We start from the raw sequence: 15,154 nt of genomic DNA, 5'->3' as shown, positions 1-15,154 counted from the left end.
TGCCGCCGGGCCCGGCAACTGCTGATATCCTGGTCTCCCGTGGATGACAGGTTCCGGCCAGGCCGCCCCGACACGGATCACGCCCCCTCCGGCACCGCATCGCCCACCGCTCGCCTCCTCCACGAGCAGCGCCCCATCAGTTAGTCCACAGCGATCCGCGGGAGCCCCCTTTGGCACACCAGACGAAACACCTGTTCGTAACCGGGGGCGTCGCCTCCTCCCTCGGCAAAGGCCTCACCGCCTCCTCGCTCGGCGCCCTGCTCAAGGCCCGGGGGCTGCGGGTCACCATGCAGAAGCTGGACCCGTACCTGAACGTCGACCCCGGCACCATGAACCCGTTCCAGCACGGCGAGGTGTTCGTCACCGACGACGGCGCCGAGACCGACCTGGACGTCGGCCACTACGAGCGGTTCCTGGACACCGACCTGCACGGCTCGGCGAACGTCACCACCGGCCAGGTCTACTCCGCGGTGATCGCCAAGGAGCGGCGCGGCGAGTACCTGGGCGACACCGTCCAGGTGATCCCGCACATCACCAACGAGATCAAGGCCCGCATCCGCCGGATGGGCGGCGACGACGTCGACATCGTCATCACCGAGGTCGGCGGCACCGTCGGCGACATCGAGTCGCTGCCGTTCCTGGAGGCCGCCCGCCAGGTGCGCCACGAGGTCGGCCGGGACAACGTCTTCTTCCTGCACGTCTCCCTGGTGCCCTACATCGGCCCCTCCGGCGAGATGAAGACCAAGCCCACCCAGCACTCGGTGGCCAGCCTGCGCAGCATCGGCATCCAGCCGGACGCCATCGTCTGCCGCGCCGACCGGCCGATCAGCCAGGCCATCAAGCGCAAGATCTCGCTGATGTGCGACGTGGACGAGGAGGCCGTGATCGCGGCCGTGGACGCGCCGTCCATCTACGACATCCCCAAGGTCCTGCACACCGAGGGACTGGACGCCTACGTGGTGCGCCGCCTGGGCCTGCCGTTCCGCGACGTGGACTGGACCCAGTGGGACGACCTGCTGCGCCGGGTCCACGAGCCGGACCACGACGTCACCGTGGCCCTGGTCGGCAAGTACATCGACCTGCCCGACGCCTACCTGTCGGTCACCGAGGCGCTGCGCGCCGGCGGGTTCGCCAACTCCGCCCGCGTCAACATCCGCTGGGTGCCCTCCGACGAGTGCGCGACCGACGAGGGCGCCGCCAAGAACCTGTCCGACGTGGACGCGGTCTGCATCCCCGGCGGCTTCGGCGTGCGCGGCATCGAGGGCAAGGTCAACACCGTCAAGTTCGCCCGCGAGAACGGCATCCCGCTGCTCGGGCTGTGCCTGGGCCTGCAGTGCATCGTGATCGAGGGCGCGCGCCACCTGGCCGGCATCGGCGCGGCGAACTCCGCGGAGTTCGACGAGGCCACCCCGGACCCGGTGATCTCCACGATGGCCGACCAGCGCGACATCGTGGCCGGCCAGGGCGACCTGGGCGGCACCATGCGCCTGGGGCTGTACCCGGCCAAGCTCGGCGAGGGCACGCTCGTGCGCGAGCTCTACGCCGGCGCGCCGTACATCGAGGAGCGGCACCGCCACCGCTACGAGGTGAACAACGCCTACCGGCCGCGCCTGGAGGAGGCCGGCCTGGTGTTCTCCGGCACCTCGCCGGACGGGCGCCTGGTGGAGTTCGTCGAGCTGCCGCGCGAGACGCACCCCTTCCTGGTCGGCACCCAGGCCCACCCCGAGCTGCGTTCGCGTCCGACCCGGCCGCACCCGCTGTTCGCCGGGCTGATCGCCGCCGCCGTGGCGCGTTCGCAGGGCGTGCCGGCCGCCGGTACCGGTACGGACACCCTCGCCGAGGCCGGCGCCTCCGGGTCCTGATCCGTCCCGCGTCCCCCGCGACCTCCGAGCGCCCCGGCCCCGTGCCGGGGCGCTCGCCGTATCCGCCCTGTAGGCTTCGATCATCGGTATGAACTGCGTCCACGGGAGCGTGATGGAGATCCGCGACGAACCGGAGAAGTGGCCGGTCCTGGCCTCGGAGGAGAAGTTCCGCGGGCACGTGATCTCGATCCGGACCGATACCGTGCGCATGGTCGACGGGAAGGTCGCCGAACGCGACTATGTCGTGCACCCCGGTGCGGTCGGCGTGGTGGCCCTGGACGAGGCCGACCGGATCCTGCTGGTGCGGCAGTACCGGCACCCGGTGGGCTGGCGGCTGTGGGAGCTGCCCGCCGGGCTCCTGGACCACCCCGGCGAGAACCCGCTGGAGGCGGCCAAGCGCGAGCTCTACGAGGAGGCGCACCAGCAGGCCGCCGACTGGCGGGTGCTGATCGACCTGTTCACCACGCCCGGCGGCTCCGACGAGGCGATCCGCGTCTACCTGGCGCGCGGCGTGAGCGAGGCCGAGGGCGAGCAGTTCGCCCGCGAGCACGAGGAGGCCGACATGCCCGTGGTGTGGGCCGACCGCGCCGAGGTGACGCGGCTGATCCTGGCCGGGGAGCTGCACAACCCGCTGGCCGTCGCCGGGGTGCTGGCCCTGACCACGGCCATCACCACCAACGCCTTGGCGGATCTGCGGCCGGCCGACGCGCCGTGGCCGCAGCGGCCCTACTGAGCCGGCGAATGAGACCTCTGATCAGATCTCGGATTCTGAGGATGCCTCTATAACCCGGTGATTCTCGTCGGTATATGGTTTTGCGGTCTGCTGCACAGGGGGCTGGGACGCAGCGGCCGACGACCGACATGGGGGACGAGTGCGTTCGCAGCGCCTGCTTGTGGTGATCGCGGGGATCGTGGGTCTGATCGGGGTCCTGATGCTCTGGGCCGGCCCGACCCAGGGCGTCGGCCGCGCCGAGACCGACACCGTGCACTACGCGCAGCGTGCCTACGAGTTCGCCGGGTACGACGACAAGACCGCCACCGACAAGGCGGTCGATTTCGTGTGCGACGACGAGGTCGACTACACGGACATCAAGCGCGGCGACTGCGTATGGAACACCACCGGCGTGCTCAGCTTCCCGAAGCCCTACCAGGAGATATTCCGCGCGCGTCCCGGGTTCCCGGCTTTGATGTCGCTGTTCATCCGGGTGTTCGGTGACCAGGGGATCTATCTGACGGTCCTGTTCCTGCAGATCGCGACCGGCGTGCTGCTGGTGCTGGCGGCCCGCGCGGTCGGGCTTCCAGGGCTGTGGCCCCTGGCGGCCGAGGTGGCGTACTTCGTGCTGCCGTCCGGCTTCGTCGGCACGCGGGTGCTGTCCGAGGCGGCGAGTTCGGTGGGCCTGGTCGCGCTGCTGTACGCCGCGGCGCTGATCGTCCAGGACCGCCGGCGCACCATGGCGGTCTCCGTCGCGGCGGCGGCGTTCGCGTGGCTGTTCGCGGTGCGGGCGGCCGACGCGGCCATGGCCGCGTCGTTCCTGCTGGCGGTCGGCGTCGGCGCGCTCGCGCTCCGCAAGCCGCGGCGGCCGTGGGCGGTCCGGCTGGCCGTGCTGTCCGGAGCCTCGCTCGCGGTCATGGTCGCGATCAGCGCCGCCCTGGCGTGGCCGACGATCAACCAGGGGATCACGGACACCATGACCGACCACTTCACCCAGCCGGTGAAGCCCGACATGTACATCCGCTTCCTGCACGCCGAATTCCGGTTCTGGCGGGCGTTCCTGCCTTTGATCGCCGGCGGCGCCTACCTGGTCGTGCTGGCCGCGCTCGGGCTGTGGGGCGTGGCGCGCTGGGTGCGCGGATGGGCCGCCGCGGTGTTCCTGGGGGTGGCGGCGGTCGGCCCGGCCTCGCTCCTGTTGCATCCGGGCGACTGGGCCCGGATGCTGGTGCCGATGTGGATCGTCGTCTCGCTGGGGCTGCCGCTGCTGGTGGCGCCGCTCATGCCGCGCCGGGAAACGCCCGTGCCCGAATCCGGGGACGCCGAAGAGAACGACTCGCCCCTCGTTCCCGCAGCGGTGCTGGAATCGTGAGTGCCGTCACCGCCGTCGTCATCGACTTCTACGGCACTCTGACCCTCAGCACCCCGAACGACGCCTGGACGGAGGCCGCGGCCGCCAGCGCCGCGCCGCTCGGGCTCTCGACCGACCGCTGGCGCGAGGCGCTGGACGCTTCGTTCGTCGAGCGGGCGACCGGCGCCCTCGGCGACCTGACGGAGACGTTCCGCGAACTGGCGCGGCGGTGCGGCGTCTCGCCGTCGGAGGAGGCCCTCGCCGAAGCGTGCTCGGCCCGGGTGCGGGCGCAGAACGCGCTGTTCCGGTTCCGGCCGGACGCGCGCGGGGCGCTGGAGACGTTGTCCGGTCGTGGGTTCCGGCTGGGTCTGCTCAGCGACTGCACGCCGGAACTGCCGGCCGCCTGGCCGGACCTGGAGGTCGCACCGTACTTCGACACGGCGGTCTTCTCGTGCGTGGAAGGGATCAAGAAGCCCGATCCGGCGTTCTTCCATCTGGTCTGCGAGCGGCTCGGCGTGCGGCCCGCCGACTGCCTGTACGTGGGCGACGGCGGTTCGCACGAGCTGACCGGCGCCGCCGGGGTCGGGATGACGGCGTTGCTGTTGCGGGCGCAGGACTGGCACAGCAACAGCGCCCACGATCGCGAGGAGGACTGGGGCGGTCCGGAGATCGGCTCGTTCACTGAGCTGACCAGCCTTGTGAGCACACCGGGTCTCAGTGCTCGGTCACACCTCGCCCACCATCAGGGACGCGATTAGGCTTCAATCCCGGAAACCGACGATTCGCCGTCCCGGGGAGGTCCGCGATGAGCGCCCAGTACTTCGGTCCCGCGCCGTGGGAGGGTCCGGCCAAGCATTACGGGCCGGTGGCCAGCGTGGCGGTGCTGTCGGACGTGCACGCCAACGTGCCGGCGCTGCGTGCGGTGCTGGCCGAGCCCGAGGTGGCCGCCGCCGACCTGGTGGTCTTCAACGGCGACCTGACGTGGGGCGTGGACCCGGACCAGACGGTGCGGATCGTGCAGGGCCTGGGGCTGCGCGCGGTGTGCGTGCGCGGCAACAGCGAGCGCTTCGTCCGGCACATCGCCACCGGCGCCTACACCCCGGCCAACCCGCGCCAGCAATGGGTCCCGGCCCGCCACGGCACCGGCGCCCTGGCCTTCGTCGGCTCGTTCCCCTTCAGCGTCGTGGTGGACGTCAAGGGCCTGGGCGAGGTCCGCTTCTGCCACGGCTCACCCCGCAGCGACAACGAGGCGGTGACGCCCAGCACCTCCGAGGAACGCTTCCGGGAACTCACCGCCGGCATCACCGAACAAGTCCTGGTCACCGGGCACACCCACCTCCAGTTCGACCGCCGCGTCGCCGGCATCCGCAGCGTCAACCCCGGCAGCGTCGGCCTCCCGTACCACGGCGGCGACCCGGGCGTGGCCTACTGGGCCCTGCTCGGCCCCGACGTCCGACTCCGCCACACCCGGTACGACGTCCGCGAATCGGTCGCGGCCATCGAAGCCGCCGGTGACCCGGGCCGCCTGCGCATCGCCGACCTGCTGCTGCGCCCGCCGGCTCCGGAGGAGATCATCGCCGAGGCCGAGCAGATGGTGCTGGTGGACTGACCGGTCGCCGGACTGAGCGGATGGGCGTCGGCTCCCGCTCACCCGATAGCCGCGGCTGCCGCAACCGGCCCACCTTCCGCAGCCGGCCCGTCCTCCGCTATCCGCGCCGTCCGCGCCGGCGACAGCGCCGCCACCACGGCCGCGACCGCCATCCCGGCGATCGCGACCCACATGGCTGCGCGGTAGCCGAAGTGGGTGGCCAGCAGGCCGCCGACCGGGGCGCCGATCGTGAACATGCCCCAGTTCAGCGAACGGATCGTGGCGTTGGTGCGGCCCTGGAGGCGGTCCGGCGTCACCGACTGGCGGTAGGCCATCTCGCTCGGGCCGCTGACGCCCAGCGCCACCCACACCAGGAACTGCGCCCCGGCGGCCATCACCCAGCCCGCGGTGCCGGCGGCCGCGAGGGCCGCCAGCGCCCACGCGCACGGTTCGGCCAGCCGCTCGCCGACCACCACACGGCCGGCGCCGAAACGGCCCAGGCGGCCGGACAGCGTGTTGCCGACCAGCGCCCCGAGCCCGCCGGCGGCCATCACCAGGCCCAGGCCGAACGGCGCGCGCTCGGCGTCGTGACCCAGGCCGTGCAGGACGAACAGCGGGAACACGGTCGAGATCACACTCGCGAACAGGAACCGGGCGTGCAGCGTCAGCGCCGTGCTCTTCAGGACCGGGTGCCGGTAGACGAACCGCACGCCCTCCCGCAGTTCCGCCCGCAGATCGCGGGTCTCGTGGTCCGGCGCCGGCTCCGGACGCCGGATCGTCGCCAGCACCGCTCCCGACGCCAGGTACGACACCGCGTCCACCACCATCGACACCGGCGCCCCGACGAGCGCGACCAGCGACCCGCCGAGGAACGGCCCCGTCGACTGCGCCATCGCCGACGTCTGCTGCAACCGCGCGTTCGCGGACGTCAGGCCGGACGGCGGGATCAGCTGCGGCAGATACGACTGGTGCGCCGCGTCATACAACAGCGACAGCGCACCGAACGCGGCGACGAACGCCGCCAGCTCGTAGACGGTCAGCATCTTCGCGGCGGCCAGGCCCGCGACGAGCATCAGCAGCCCGCCGCGCACCAGATCCGTCGCCACCAGGATCGGACGCCGCCGGTACCGGTCGGCGATCACGCCCGCCAGCAACCCGAACAGCAGATACGGCGTCCACCGCGCCCCGTTGAGCAGCCCCACCTGCGCGTCGCTGGCCTTCAGGGTCAGCACGGCCAGAGTCGGCAGGGCCACGGTCGTGACGTAGGTTCCGAACGTCGACACCGCGTCCGCCGTCCAGAACCGCGCATACCCCGGATACGCGAAAATCCCCACCATACGGAGGAAAGCTATCAGAGGCGTGATCGCCGTCTCGCGCGCAGCACCACGAACTTCGGATTGCCGGCCACCACATCGCAGTTCCCGAACAGCCGCTTCAGTTTCGCGTGGTATCCCAGGTGCCGGTTCCCCACCACCCACAGCTCCCCGCCCGGCCGCAACGCCGCCCGCGAACCGGTGAACATCCGCCACGCCACCGCGTCGGTCGTCGCCTGGTGCGCGTGGAACGGCGGGTTGTTCAGCACCAGGTCCACGCTCTCGCGCTCGAACCCCGCCAGGCCGTCCCCGACCCGGAACGCCGCGTCCCGCGTCCCCGCCGCGAACGTCGCCTCGAACGTGGCGCGCGCCGAGGCCACCGCCTGGTACGACTCGTCGACGAACGTCACCGACGCCTCCGGGCTCCCGAGCGCCGCCGCCAGCCCCACGACTCCGTTGCCGCAGCCCAGGTCCACGATGTGCGCGGCATCGGAGCGCCGCGGCAGGTGCTGGAGGAAGAACCGCGTGCCGATGTCCAGGTGGTCGGCGGAGAACGTGCCCGCGTGGTTCACGACGGTGCGGCCGGCCACGAGCCCGGCGTCCTCCGGCAGCCGGTACGCCAGCGGCCACGGGCTGGGGGCGGGCGCCAGCGCCGGATCGATCTCGCAGAAGATCAGCCGCGCCTTGCGCACCGCCAGCGACGTCCGCGTCGGGCCGAGGATCCGCTCGAAGGCCTGGAGCGTCGAGGTGTGGATCTCGGTCACCATCCCGGTGCCCACGATCCTCGTCCCCGTCCCCAGAAACGGACGCAACCGGCGAAGCCGGTCCTCCAGCAGCGCCAACGACTTGGGCACCCGCACCAGGAGCGAGGCGGGGCGTCCCGAGAAATCATCGACCGTCGACAGCAGTTCCAGGTCGGGATCCGTCATCCCGTTTCTGGAGACGTTCAGGAGAGTCGCCTGCTGAGTGAGGAACGAATCAGAGATCTGAGTGACCGCCGCCCCGGCGGCCAGGAGCGAGGTCGTCAGCGCACCCCATCGGTCGCCGAAGACCACCGTGCGGCCGGACGGGGCGGGCAGGCCGGAGGAGCCGGAGGAGCCGGACAAGCCCTCCAGGTGGCGCAGCAGGTACTCGTCCGAGGCGTCCCAGGCCCGCAGCCGCTCCCGCGGATCCTCCGGGAACCGCGTCAGCTCCAGCTCGCCGGGCAGGGGCGGCGCCCCGGTCAGAGCCACTTCGCCCGCTTCAGAAGGATGTAGATGAACACGCACGACACGGCCATGACGCCGAGCACGATGTAGTACGAGTAGTGGTAGTGCAGCTCGGGCATGTCGTCGAAGTTCATGCCGTAGATCCCCGCGATCGCCGTCGGCACCGCCAGGATCGCCGCCCACGCGGAGATCCGCCGCATGTCGTTGTTCTGCTGCACCGACACCCTCGACCGGTCGGCGTCGAGCATGTGGTCCAGCAGCTCGTTCCACTCCCTCGCGGCCTCGGTGGAGCGCAGGACGTGGTCGGCCACGTCCCGGAAGTACGGGTACGTCTCCTTCGCGACCCGCTCCTCGAACCCCTCGACCAGCGCCTTCGCCGGCATCACCAGCGGGATCACCGCGCGCGCGAACACGATGGCGTTGCGCTTGAGCGCGTAGATCGGACCACCGTAGTCACCGCGCACGGGCGAGAAGACCTCGGTCTCCAACTGGTCGATGGAGTCCTGCATCAGGCCGGCGTACCGGGTGTAGGAATCGACGATCTGGTCGGCGACCGCGTACAGCACCGCGCTGGGCCCGTGCTCCAGCAGCTCCGGCTCGTTCTCTATGCGCTTGCGCACTCCCGACAGCGGGTTGGCGTCGCCGTGCCGCACCGTGACGATGAAGTTGTCGCCGAGGAACACCGAGATCTCGCCGAGTCGCAGCGGATGGTGCGGGTCGTGCTCCAGCAGCGTCTTGAACACCAGGAACGTCGATCCCTTGTAGTGCTCCAGCTTGGGCCGCTGGTGGGCGCTCATCGCGTCCTCCACCGCCAGCGGGTGCAACCCGAACTCGCTCGCCACCAGGTCCAGCTCGTCCGGCTCGGGTTCGTAGAGGCCCAGCCACAGGAACGCCGAAGGGTCCCCGCAACTGCGCGCCTGATCCAGCGCGTCCGAGAGGTCGGCGGGTGCCGAGACGCGGCGGCCACCCCGATAGGTCGCGCAGTTCACGATCATGGGTGCGATTATCCCGCAGGTGCCCGCGAGGGCCGAATCCCGAGGCGCGACGCGGTGCGCGCGGTCCGTCACCGCCGTGCTCCGCGCCACTGCGTTCATCGCGGGCCGCGCACAAGCCGTAGGGTGATCCTGTGACCCTGGTACTCCTGATCCGCCACGGCCGCAGCACGGCCAACAGCTCCGGCGTGCTGGCCGGCTGGACTCCGGGCGTGCGGCTGGACGAGCGCGGCGAGCAGCAGGCCGGCGAGCTGGCCAAACGGCTGGCCGAGGTGCCGCTGGCCGCGGCCGTCGTCTCGCCGCTGGAACGCTGCCGCCAGACCGCCGACCTCGTGCTGGCCGGCCGCGACGGCCTGCCGGTGCACCTCGACGAGCGGATCGGCGAGTGCCGCTACGGCGACTGGACCGGGCGCACGCTGGCCGAGCTGGCCCAGGAACCGCTGTGGCGCACGGTGCAGGCGCACCCGTCGGCCGCGCGCTTCCCCGGCCCCGACGGCGAGTCGATGGCCGACATGTCCGCGCGTGCGGTGGCCGCGGTGCGGGAATGGAACACCCTGATAGCCGCCGAGCACGGACCGGAGGCGGTGTGGGCGCTGTTCTCGCACGGCGACATCATCAAGGCGCTCGCCGCCGACGCCCTGGGCCTGCACCTGGACCAGTTCCAGCGCATCACCTGCGACCCGTGCTCGGTCACCGCGGTCCGCTACACCGAACTGCGGCCGTTCGTGCTGCGCCTGAACGACGTCGGCGGGGATCCGGCGCCCTACAAGCCGGCCACCGAGCGTTCGCCCTCAGCGGACGGCGACGCCGCGGTGGGGGGCGGCGCAGGCGCCGACAACACGTGAACGCATAGGCTTGATTGCGGGGGCCCACACGAGGGCCTGACCGGAGCTTGTAGGAGGAATACGGTGTCACGGGAACTCTTCGTCTACGACCCCCCGGAGCGGTTCGTCGCCGGCACCGTCGGACTCCCCGGGCACCGCACCTTCTACCTGCAGGCGGCCGACGGCGGCCGGATCACCTCGGTGGCGCTGGAGAAGGAGCAGGTCGAGGCGCTGGCCGAACGGCTGGACGACCTGCTCGACGAGGTGGTGCGGCGCTCCGGAGGCGCGGCCCCGGTGCCCGCCATCGCGCCGCTGGAACTGGCCGACGACAAGCCGCTGGAGCAGCCGGTGTTCGAGGAGTTCCGGGTGGCGGCGCTGGCGCTGGCCTGGGACGGCGAGACCCAGCGCGTGGTGATCGAGGCGATGGCGCCGATGGAGGGCGGGGGCGAGCCGCCGCTGGGCGACATGGAGGCCGACGGGCCGCCGACCATGGTGGTGCGGCTGACCGGCGCCCAGGCCCGGGCGTTCACCACGCGGGCCAAGGCCGTGGTCTCGGCCGGCCGGCCGCCGTGCCCGTTCTGCTCGCTGCCGCTGGACCCCGAGGGACACGTCTGCCCCCGGGCCAACGGCTACCGGCGGCGCGCGGCTTGAGCACGCCCGGGGCCGAGCCCGTGGAGTCCGGGGAATCCGTCGCGCAGGAGGTGGACTTGGCCCACGTCACGCGGGTGCTGACGACCGGTGAGATGGCCATCACCGGCCGGCTCACCAACGCCTCCAACGCCACCCTCTACGGCACGGTGACGCTGGACGGCGTGACGCTGGAGTGCGTGCACAAGCCGGTCGCGGGGGAGCGGCCGCTGTGGGACTTCCCGAACGGCACGCTGGCCGCCCGCGAGGTCGCCGCCTACGAGCTGTCCCAGGCCACCGGCTGGCGGATCGTGCCGCCGACGGTGATGCGGGAGGGGCCCTGGGGGCCGGGGATGTGCCAGTTGTGGATCGACACCCCTGATGACGACGACCACGAGCTGCTGGCCCTGCTGCCGGAGGACTTCGACCAGGACCCCGACGACGCCGCCGCGCGCTGGCGCCCGGTGCTGTCCGTGGAGCTCGGCGACGGCCGCCCGGCGGTGCTGGCGCACAAGGCCGACGAGCGCCTCCGCCGGATCGCGGCCTTCGACGCGGTGGTGAACAACGCCGACCGCAAGGGCGGGCACCTCCTGGTCGGGACCGCCGACCCCGGCCACGTGTACGGGATCGACCACGGCCTGACCTTCAACGTCGACGACAAACTGCGGACCCTGCTGTGGGGCTTCAGCGACGAGCCGCTGGGCGACGAGGTCCGCGAGGTCCTGGAGCGCCTCGACGGCGCCATCGCCTCCGGCGAGCTGGGCGGCCGCCTGGCCGAGCTGCTCGACGCCGGGGAGGTCGCGGCCACGCGCGAGCGGATCAGGGAGCTGTTGCGGACCGACCGGATCCCGGGGCCCGAGGGGCGCCGGCGGCCGGTGCCGTGGCCGCCGTTCTAGGACGCGCCGTTTCCGGCTCCCGTGCCTGAAGACGGGCGCGAACACCATGGGGAGGGGCACTGTCATGGATCAGAGTCCGGAGCTGCTCGCGGCCCATCAGGCCCGGCGCGACGCCTGCGACCGCCTGCTGGCACCGTCGGCGCCGCTGCCCGGGCCCCAGGCATCCGACGTGGTGCTGTCCTGCCCGGGCGGGGTGGCGCTGGTGCGCAACACCGAGACCGACCCGGAAGCGTTCCTGTTCAGCTTCGGCGCGGCGTATGAATCGCGGCTGGCGCCGAAGGTGGAAGGCCCGAAGGCGTTCGCCCGGCTGCTGGACCTGTGGGCCGCCGAGCGGTGCTACCGGCCGGGGCCGGACAGCGTCGCCACGATCACCTGGCCGTCCCGGGACACCGAGGTGACGCGCGCCCTGGTGGAGCGCGGGTTCGCGCCGCAGACCGTGTTCGCGGTGCGGCTCGCCGGGCGCCCCGTGACCGGTGCCGACGACCCCGGGGTGACGGTGCGCCGTTTCGAGCAACGGGATGTCGAAGCCGTCGTCGACCTCTGGATCGAGCAGGTGCTGTGGGACGCCCGGTTCGGGGTCGCGGCGGTCCGGCCCTCCACCCGTCCCCGGATCGAGGAGCAGGTGGCGCTCGCCGTGGCCGGCGAGGAGAAGTGGGGCTGGGTCGCCGAGCGGGACGGCGTGGTCGTGGGCTTGGTCGTGGTGCAGCCGCCGGGCTACTCGGACTGGGCCGCGCACACCGTCCGGGTGGCGCCGGCGGCGTATCTGACGTGCGGGGTCGTGGCGGTGGGGGAGCGGGGCGCCGGGGTCGGGGCGGCGTTGGCGCGGTGCGTGCACACCGATCTGGACGCCGCCGGGATCGGCGCGACGCTGCTGCACTACACCGCGGCGAACCCGCTGTCGGGGCCGTTCTGGAGCCGGTGCGGATACCGGCCGTTGCAGACGGTGTGGGGGCGCGGCACGGTGGGCTGAGGGGCGCGTGCCATCGGAACAAACCAGGCCCATGGCACTGTTGCGCCTGGCGGCGGCCCCGCGCCGTCCTCCGCCACCCCGTCCCGGGCACTGTCCAGGCCGACCCCGATAGGATCATCCGCATGCACGCATGGCCCGCCCCCGAGGTCCCCGAACTGCCCGGTCACGGCCCCGCCGTCCGGCTCCACGACTCCGCCGCGCGGGCCCTGGTGCCCACTCCGGCGGCCGGACCCGGCGAGCCGGCCCGCATCTACGTGTGCGGCATCACGCCGTACGACGCGACGCATCTCGGGCACGCCAACACGTACCTGGCGTTCGATCTGGTCCAGCGGGCGTGGCGGGACGCCGGGCACCCGGTGCGGTACGTGCAGAACGTCACCGACGTCGACGACCCACTGCTGGAGCGCGCCGCGGCCACCGGCCAGGACTGGGAGGCGCTGGCCGAGCAGGAGACGGCGCTGTTCCGCGAGGACATGACCGCGCTGCGGATCCTGCCGCCGGCCCACTATGTCGGCGCCGTGGAGTCGATCCCGCTGGTCGTGGACCTGGTGGTGAAGCTGCTGGCGCTGGGCGCGGCCTACGACGTGGACGGCGACGTCTACTTCTCGGTGCACGCCGACCCGGCCTTCGGCTCGGTGTCGCATCTGGACCCGGCCGAGATGCTCACCACCTTCGCCGAGCGCGGGGGCGACCCGGAGCGCCCGGGCAAGAAGCACCAGCTGGACTGCCTGCTGTGGCAGTCCGAGCGCGATGGCGAGCCGGCGTGGGACCCCGGTGCGGCGGGCCGCGCGGCCGGCCTGCGCCCGGGCCGCCCCGGCTGGCACATCGAGTGCGCCGCGATCGCGCTGGAGCACCTGGGCATGGGCCTGGACCTGCAGGGCGGCGGCAGCGACCTGGTGTTCCCGCACCACGAGATGGGCGCCTCCGAGGCCCAGGTGGTGACCGGCGAGCGGCCCTACGCCCGCAGCTACGTCCACTCCGGCATGGTCGGCCTGGACGGCGAGAAGATGTCGAAGTCCAAGGGCAACCTGGTCCTGGTCTCCAAGCTCCGCCACGCCGGCGTCGACCCGATGGCCATCCGCCTGGCCCTGCTCGCCCACCACTACCGCACCGACTGGGAGTGGACCGACGCCGACCTGGAGTCCGCCCAGGCCCGCCTGGCCCGCTGGCGCGCCGCGGTCTCCCGCCCGGACGGCGTCCCCGCCGACGACGTGCTGGCCGCGGTCCGCGCCCGGATGGCCGAGGACCTCGACACGCCCGGCGCCCTGGCCGTGATCGACGCGTGGGCGGCGCGGCAGGAGGCCGCGGACGAGGCCGCCGGCGAGGCCGTGGAACGGAACACGGCGGCGCCGGGGCAGATCAGCCGGGTCGTGGACGCGCTGTTGGGAGTCGCGCTCTGAAAGAGCTGTCAGGGTTCTGACCTTTTCGGTCAGAACCCTGAGTCGTCCCACTCGTCGTACCCGCTGCACCCGTCGCACCGTCCGCGGCGGGAATCAGGCCTCGGCGAGGTCCCGGCGCGTCCGGATCGGGCTGGCGAGCACCGCGACGGGGACGGCGAGCGCCGCGACCGCGCTTCCCCACAGTGCGACGCGCGGGCCGTCCCAGGACGCGACCGCCCCGGCGGCGAGGGCGCCGAGCGGGATGACGCCCCACGACACGAACCGCACCGTGGCCATGACCCGCGGCAGCAGTTCGGTCGGGGTGGCGACCTGGCGGTAGGTGCGGGCCACGATGCTCGCCACGACGACCGTGGCCGCGAACGCCGCGTTGCCGAGGATGAACGCCGCAACGCCCCAGCCGTGGCCGGCGATCGGCAGCAGCGCGCAGGACAGCGGCAGCGCGAGGGCGGCGCCGACAACGGCGCGGCCGGTGCCGACGCGGCGCGTCAGGCGGGGTGTGAGGGACGCGCCGAGCAGGCTGCCGACGCCCTCGGTGGCCATCACCGCGCCCACCGCGGCCGGGGTCAGGCTCAGGGTGCGCACCAGGAACAGCGGCGTGAGGGCGGTCAGGGCGCCGCAGACGAAGTTGATCGCGGTCGCGTACCAGAGGTTCGCCCGCTGGATCGGCTCCCGCATCAGGTACTGCCACCCCTCGCGGATCGAGGCGCGGATGGTGCGGCGGTCCGGCCCGTCCGCCGGTGCGACACGCGGCGGCCGCGGCACGTCGCGCAGCAAGAACGCTGATATCAGGTAGCTGAAGACGTCCACCACGATGCTGACCGCCGCCCCGACCGCCTGCACCAGCGCGCCGCCGAGCGACGGCCCGGCGAGCGTGGTCACCGCCTCGGTCGCGGACGTGAGGCTGTTCCGGGCCGTCAGTTCCTCCTTGCCGACCAGGAACGGCAGCATGGTCGAGTTGCCGACGTCGAACACCACCGACGCCAGTCCCACCACCAGGGCCACCACGACCAACTGCGTGACCGTCACCGACGCCACCCACCACGCGACCGGCACCGACGCCAGCGCCGCCGCCCGCACCAGATCCATCGCGATCTGCGTCTCCCGCAACGGCAGCCGTCCCACCAGCACCCCCGCCGGCAATCCGATCAGCGCCCACGCCGCGAACGAGGCCGCCGTGACCGCTCCCACCGCGAAGCTCGACGCGTGAGCCAGCCCCAGGGCGGCGAGCGGAAGCGCGACCGTGGTCACGGCGCTCCCCACACGGCTGATCGAGGAGCCGGCCCAGTAGCGCCAGAACCAGGAGTGGACGGAGGCGGGAGGGGCCTGTGCGGCCCGCCCTTCGACCTCTGCTTCGGACTTCGGCGTGGTGGTGGTCAAGGTCGAGTCCTCCCGAGTCGGGTCCATGAGTCGGTTC

At 72.5% G+C, this 15,154-nt stretch carries 14 protein-coding genes; 10 read left to right on the top strand and 4 right to left on the bottom strand.

Annotated elements, in window-relative coordinates:
* The first annotated feature begins 170 nt into the window (after positions 1-170).
* From pyrG to ABD466_RS38785, 5 genes are all read left to right on the top strand, one after another.
* Positions 171-1,862, top strand: coding sequence for a CTP synthase (pyrG, locus tag ABD466_RS38805; RefSeq protein ID WP_344662284.1), 1,692 nt, complete (start codon positions 171-173; stop codon positions 1,860-1,862).
* Between the two features lie 112 nt (positions 1,863-1,974).
* Positions 1,975-2,595, top strand: coding sequence for an NUDIX domain-containing protein (locus tag ABD466_RS38800; protein WP_344662305.1), 621 nt, complete (start codon positions 1,975-1,977; stop codon positions 2,593-2,595).
* Between the two features lie 139 nt (positions 2,596-2,734).
* Complete coding sequence (locus ABD466_RS38795) at positions 2,735-3,943, top strand: hypothetical protein (RefSeq protein WP_344662283.1); 1,209 nt, start codon at positions 2,735-2,737, stop codon at positions 3,941-3,943.
* The gene (locus ABD466_RS38790) at positions 3,940-4,680 is read left to right on the top strand and encodes an HAD family hydrolase (RefSeq protein WP_344662282.1); all 741 of its coding nucleotides are present in this window, start codon (positions 3,940-3,942) and stop codon (positions 4,678-4,680) included. The genes ABD466_RS38795 and ABD466_RS38790 overlap by 4 nt, the downstream gene beginning before the upstream one ends.
* Before the next feature lie 47 nt (positions 4,681-4,727).
* Positions 4,728-5,531 carry a metallophosphoesterase family protein gene (locus ABD466_RS38785; RefSeq protein ID WP_344662281.1) on the top strand — a complete coding sequence of 268 codons (804 nt, stop codon included), beginning with the start codon at positions 4,728-4,730 and terminating at the stop codon, positions 5,529-5,531.
* A gap of 38 nt (positions 5,532-5,569) precedes the next feature.
* Here the strand turns inward: ABD466_RS38785 and ABD466_RS38780 are convergent, their stop codons facing one another.
* From ABD466_RS38780 to ABD466_RS38770, 3 genes are read right to left on the bottom strand one after another with little or no spacing between them, the layout of a single operon-like run.
* On the bottom strand, positions 5,570-6,847 hold the full coding sequence (locus ABD466_RS38780) for an MFS transporter (protein WP_344662280.1): 1,278 nt from the start codon (positions 6,845-6,847) through the stop codon (positions 5,570-5,572).
* A gap of 14 nt (positions 6,848-6,861) precedes the next feature.
* Positions 6,862-8,055 (bottom strand): methyltransferase, encoded by a 1,194-nt coding sequence (locus tag ABD466_RS38775; RefSeq protein WP_344662279.1) that lies wholly within the window; start codon positions 8,053-8,055, stop codon positions 6,862-6,864.
* Positions 8,046-9,026 carry a magnesium and cobalt transport protein CorA gene (locus ABD466_RS38770; RefSeq protein ID WP_344662278.1) on the bottom strand — a complete coding sequence of 327 codons (981 nt, stop codon included), beginning with the start codon at positions 9,024-9,026 and terminating at the stop codon, positions 8,046-8,048. Before ABD466_RS38770 ends, ABD466_RS38775 begins: the two co-directional genes overlap by 10 nt.
* Before the next feature lie 131 nt (positions 9,027-9,157).
* Here ABD466_RS38770 and ABD466_RS38765 point away from each other — a divergent pair, with 131 nt between their 5' ends.
* The 5 genes from ABD466_RS38765 to mshC all read left to right on the top strand — a co-directional run bounded on the left by ABD466_RS38765 (position 9,158) and on the right by mshC (position 13,740).
* Positions 9,158-9,868: a histidine phosphatase family protein gene (locus tag ABD466_RS38765; protein WP_344662277.1), complete on the top strand. Its 711-nt coding sequence runs from the start codon at positions 9,158-9,160 to the stop codon at positions 9,866-9,868.
* Between the two features lie 63 nt (positions 9,869-9,931).
* Positions 9,932-10,498 carry a DUF3090 domain-containing protein gene (locus ABD466_RS38760; protein ID WP_344662276.1) on the top strand — a complete coding sequence of 189 codons (567 nt, stop codon included), beginning with the start codon at positions 9,932-9,934 and terminating at the stop codon, positions 10,496-10,498.
* Positions 10,499-10,518: 20 nt separating this feature from the next.
* Positions 10,519-11,370, top strand: a complete 852-nt coding sequence (locus ABD466_RS38755) for an SCO1664 family protein (protein WP_344662304.1) — start codon at positions 10,519-10,521, stop codon at positions 11,368-11,370.
* A gap of 64 nt (positions 11,371-11,434) precedes the next feature.
* Positions 11,435-12,340 (top strand): GNAT family N-acetyltransferase, encoded by a 906-nt coding sequence (locus ABD466_RS38750; protein WP_344662275.1) that lies wholly within the window; start codon positions 11,435-11,437, stop codon positions 12,338-12,340.
* A gap of 122 nt (positions 12,341-12,462) precedes the next feature.
* Positions 12,463-13,740, top strand: coding sequence for a cysteine--1-D-myo-inosityl 2-amino-2-deoxy-alpha-D-glucopyranoside ligase (gene mshC / locus ABD466_RS38745; protein ID WP_344662274.1), 1,278 nt, complete (start codon positions 12,463-12,465; stop codon positions 13,738-13,740).
* Between the two features lie 93 nt (positions 13,741-13,833).
* Here mshC and ABD466_RS38740 read toward each other — a convergent pair whose 3' ends face one another.
* Entirely contained in the window at positions 13,834-15,117 is a 1,284-nt protein-coding gene (locus ABD466_RS38740) for an MFS transporter (RefSeq protein ID WP_344662273.1), read from the bottom strand.
* Positions 15,118-15,154: the final 37 nt, after the last annotated feature.

The organism is Catenulispora subtropica (genome assembly GCF_039531675.1).
In the GTDB taxonomy this organism is placed as follows: domain Bacteria; phylum Actinomycetota; class Actinomycetes; order Streptomycetales; family Catenulisporaceae; genus Catenulispora; species Catenulispora subtropica.
The sequence above is the reverse complement of the archived record's forward strand: the minus strand, read 5'-3'. Positions and strand labels throughout refer to the sequence as shown.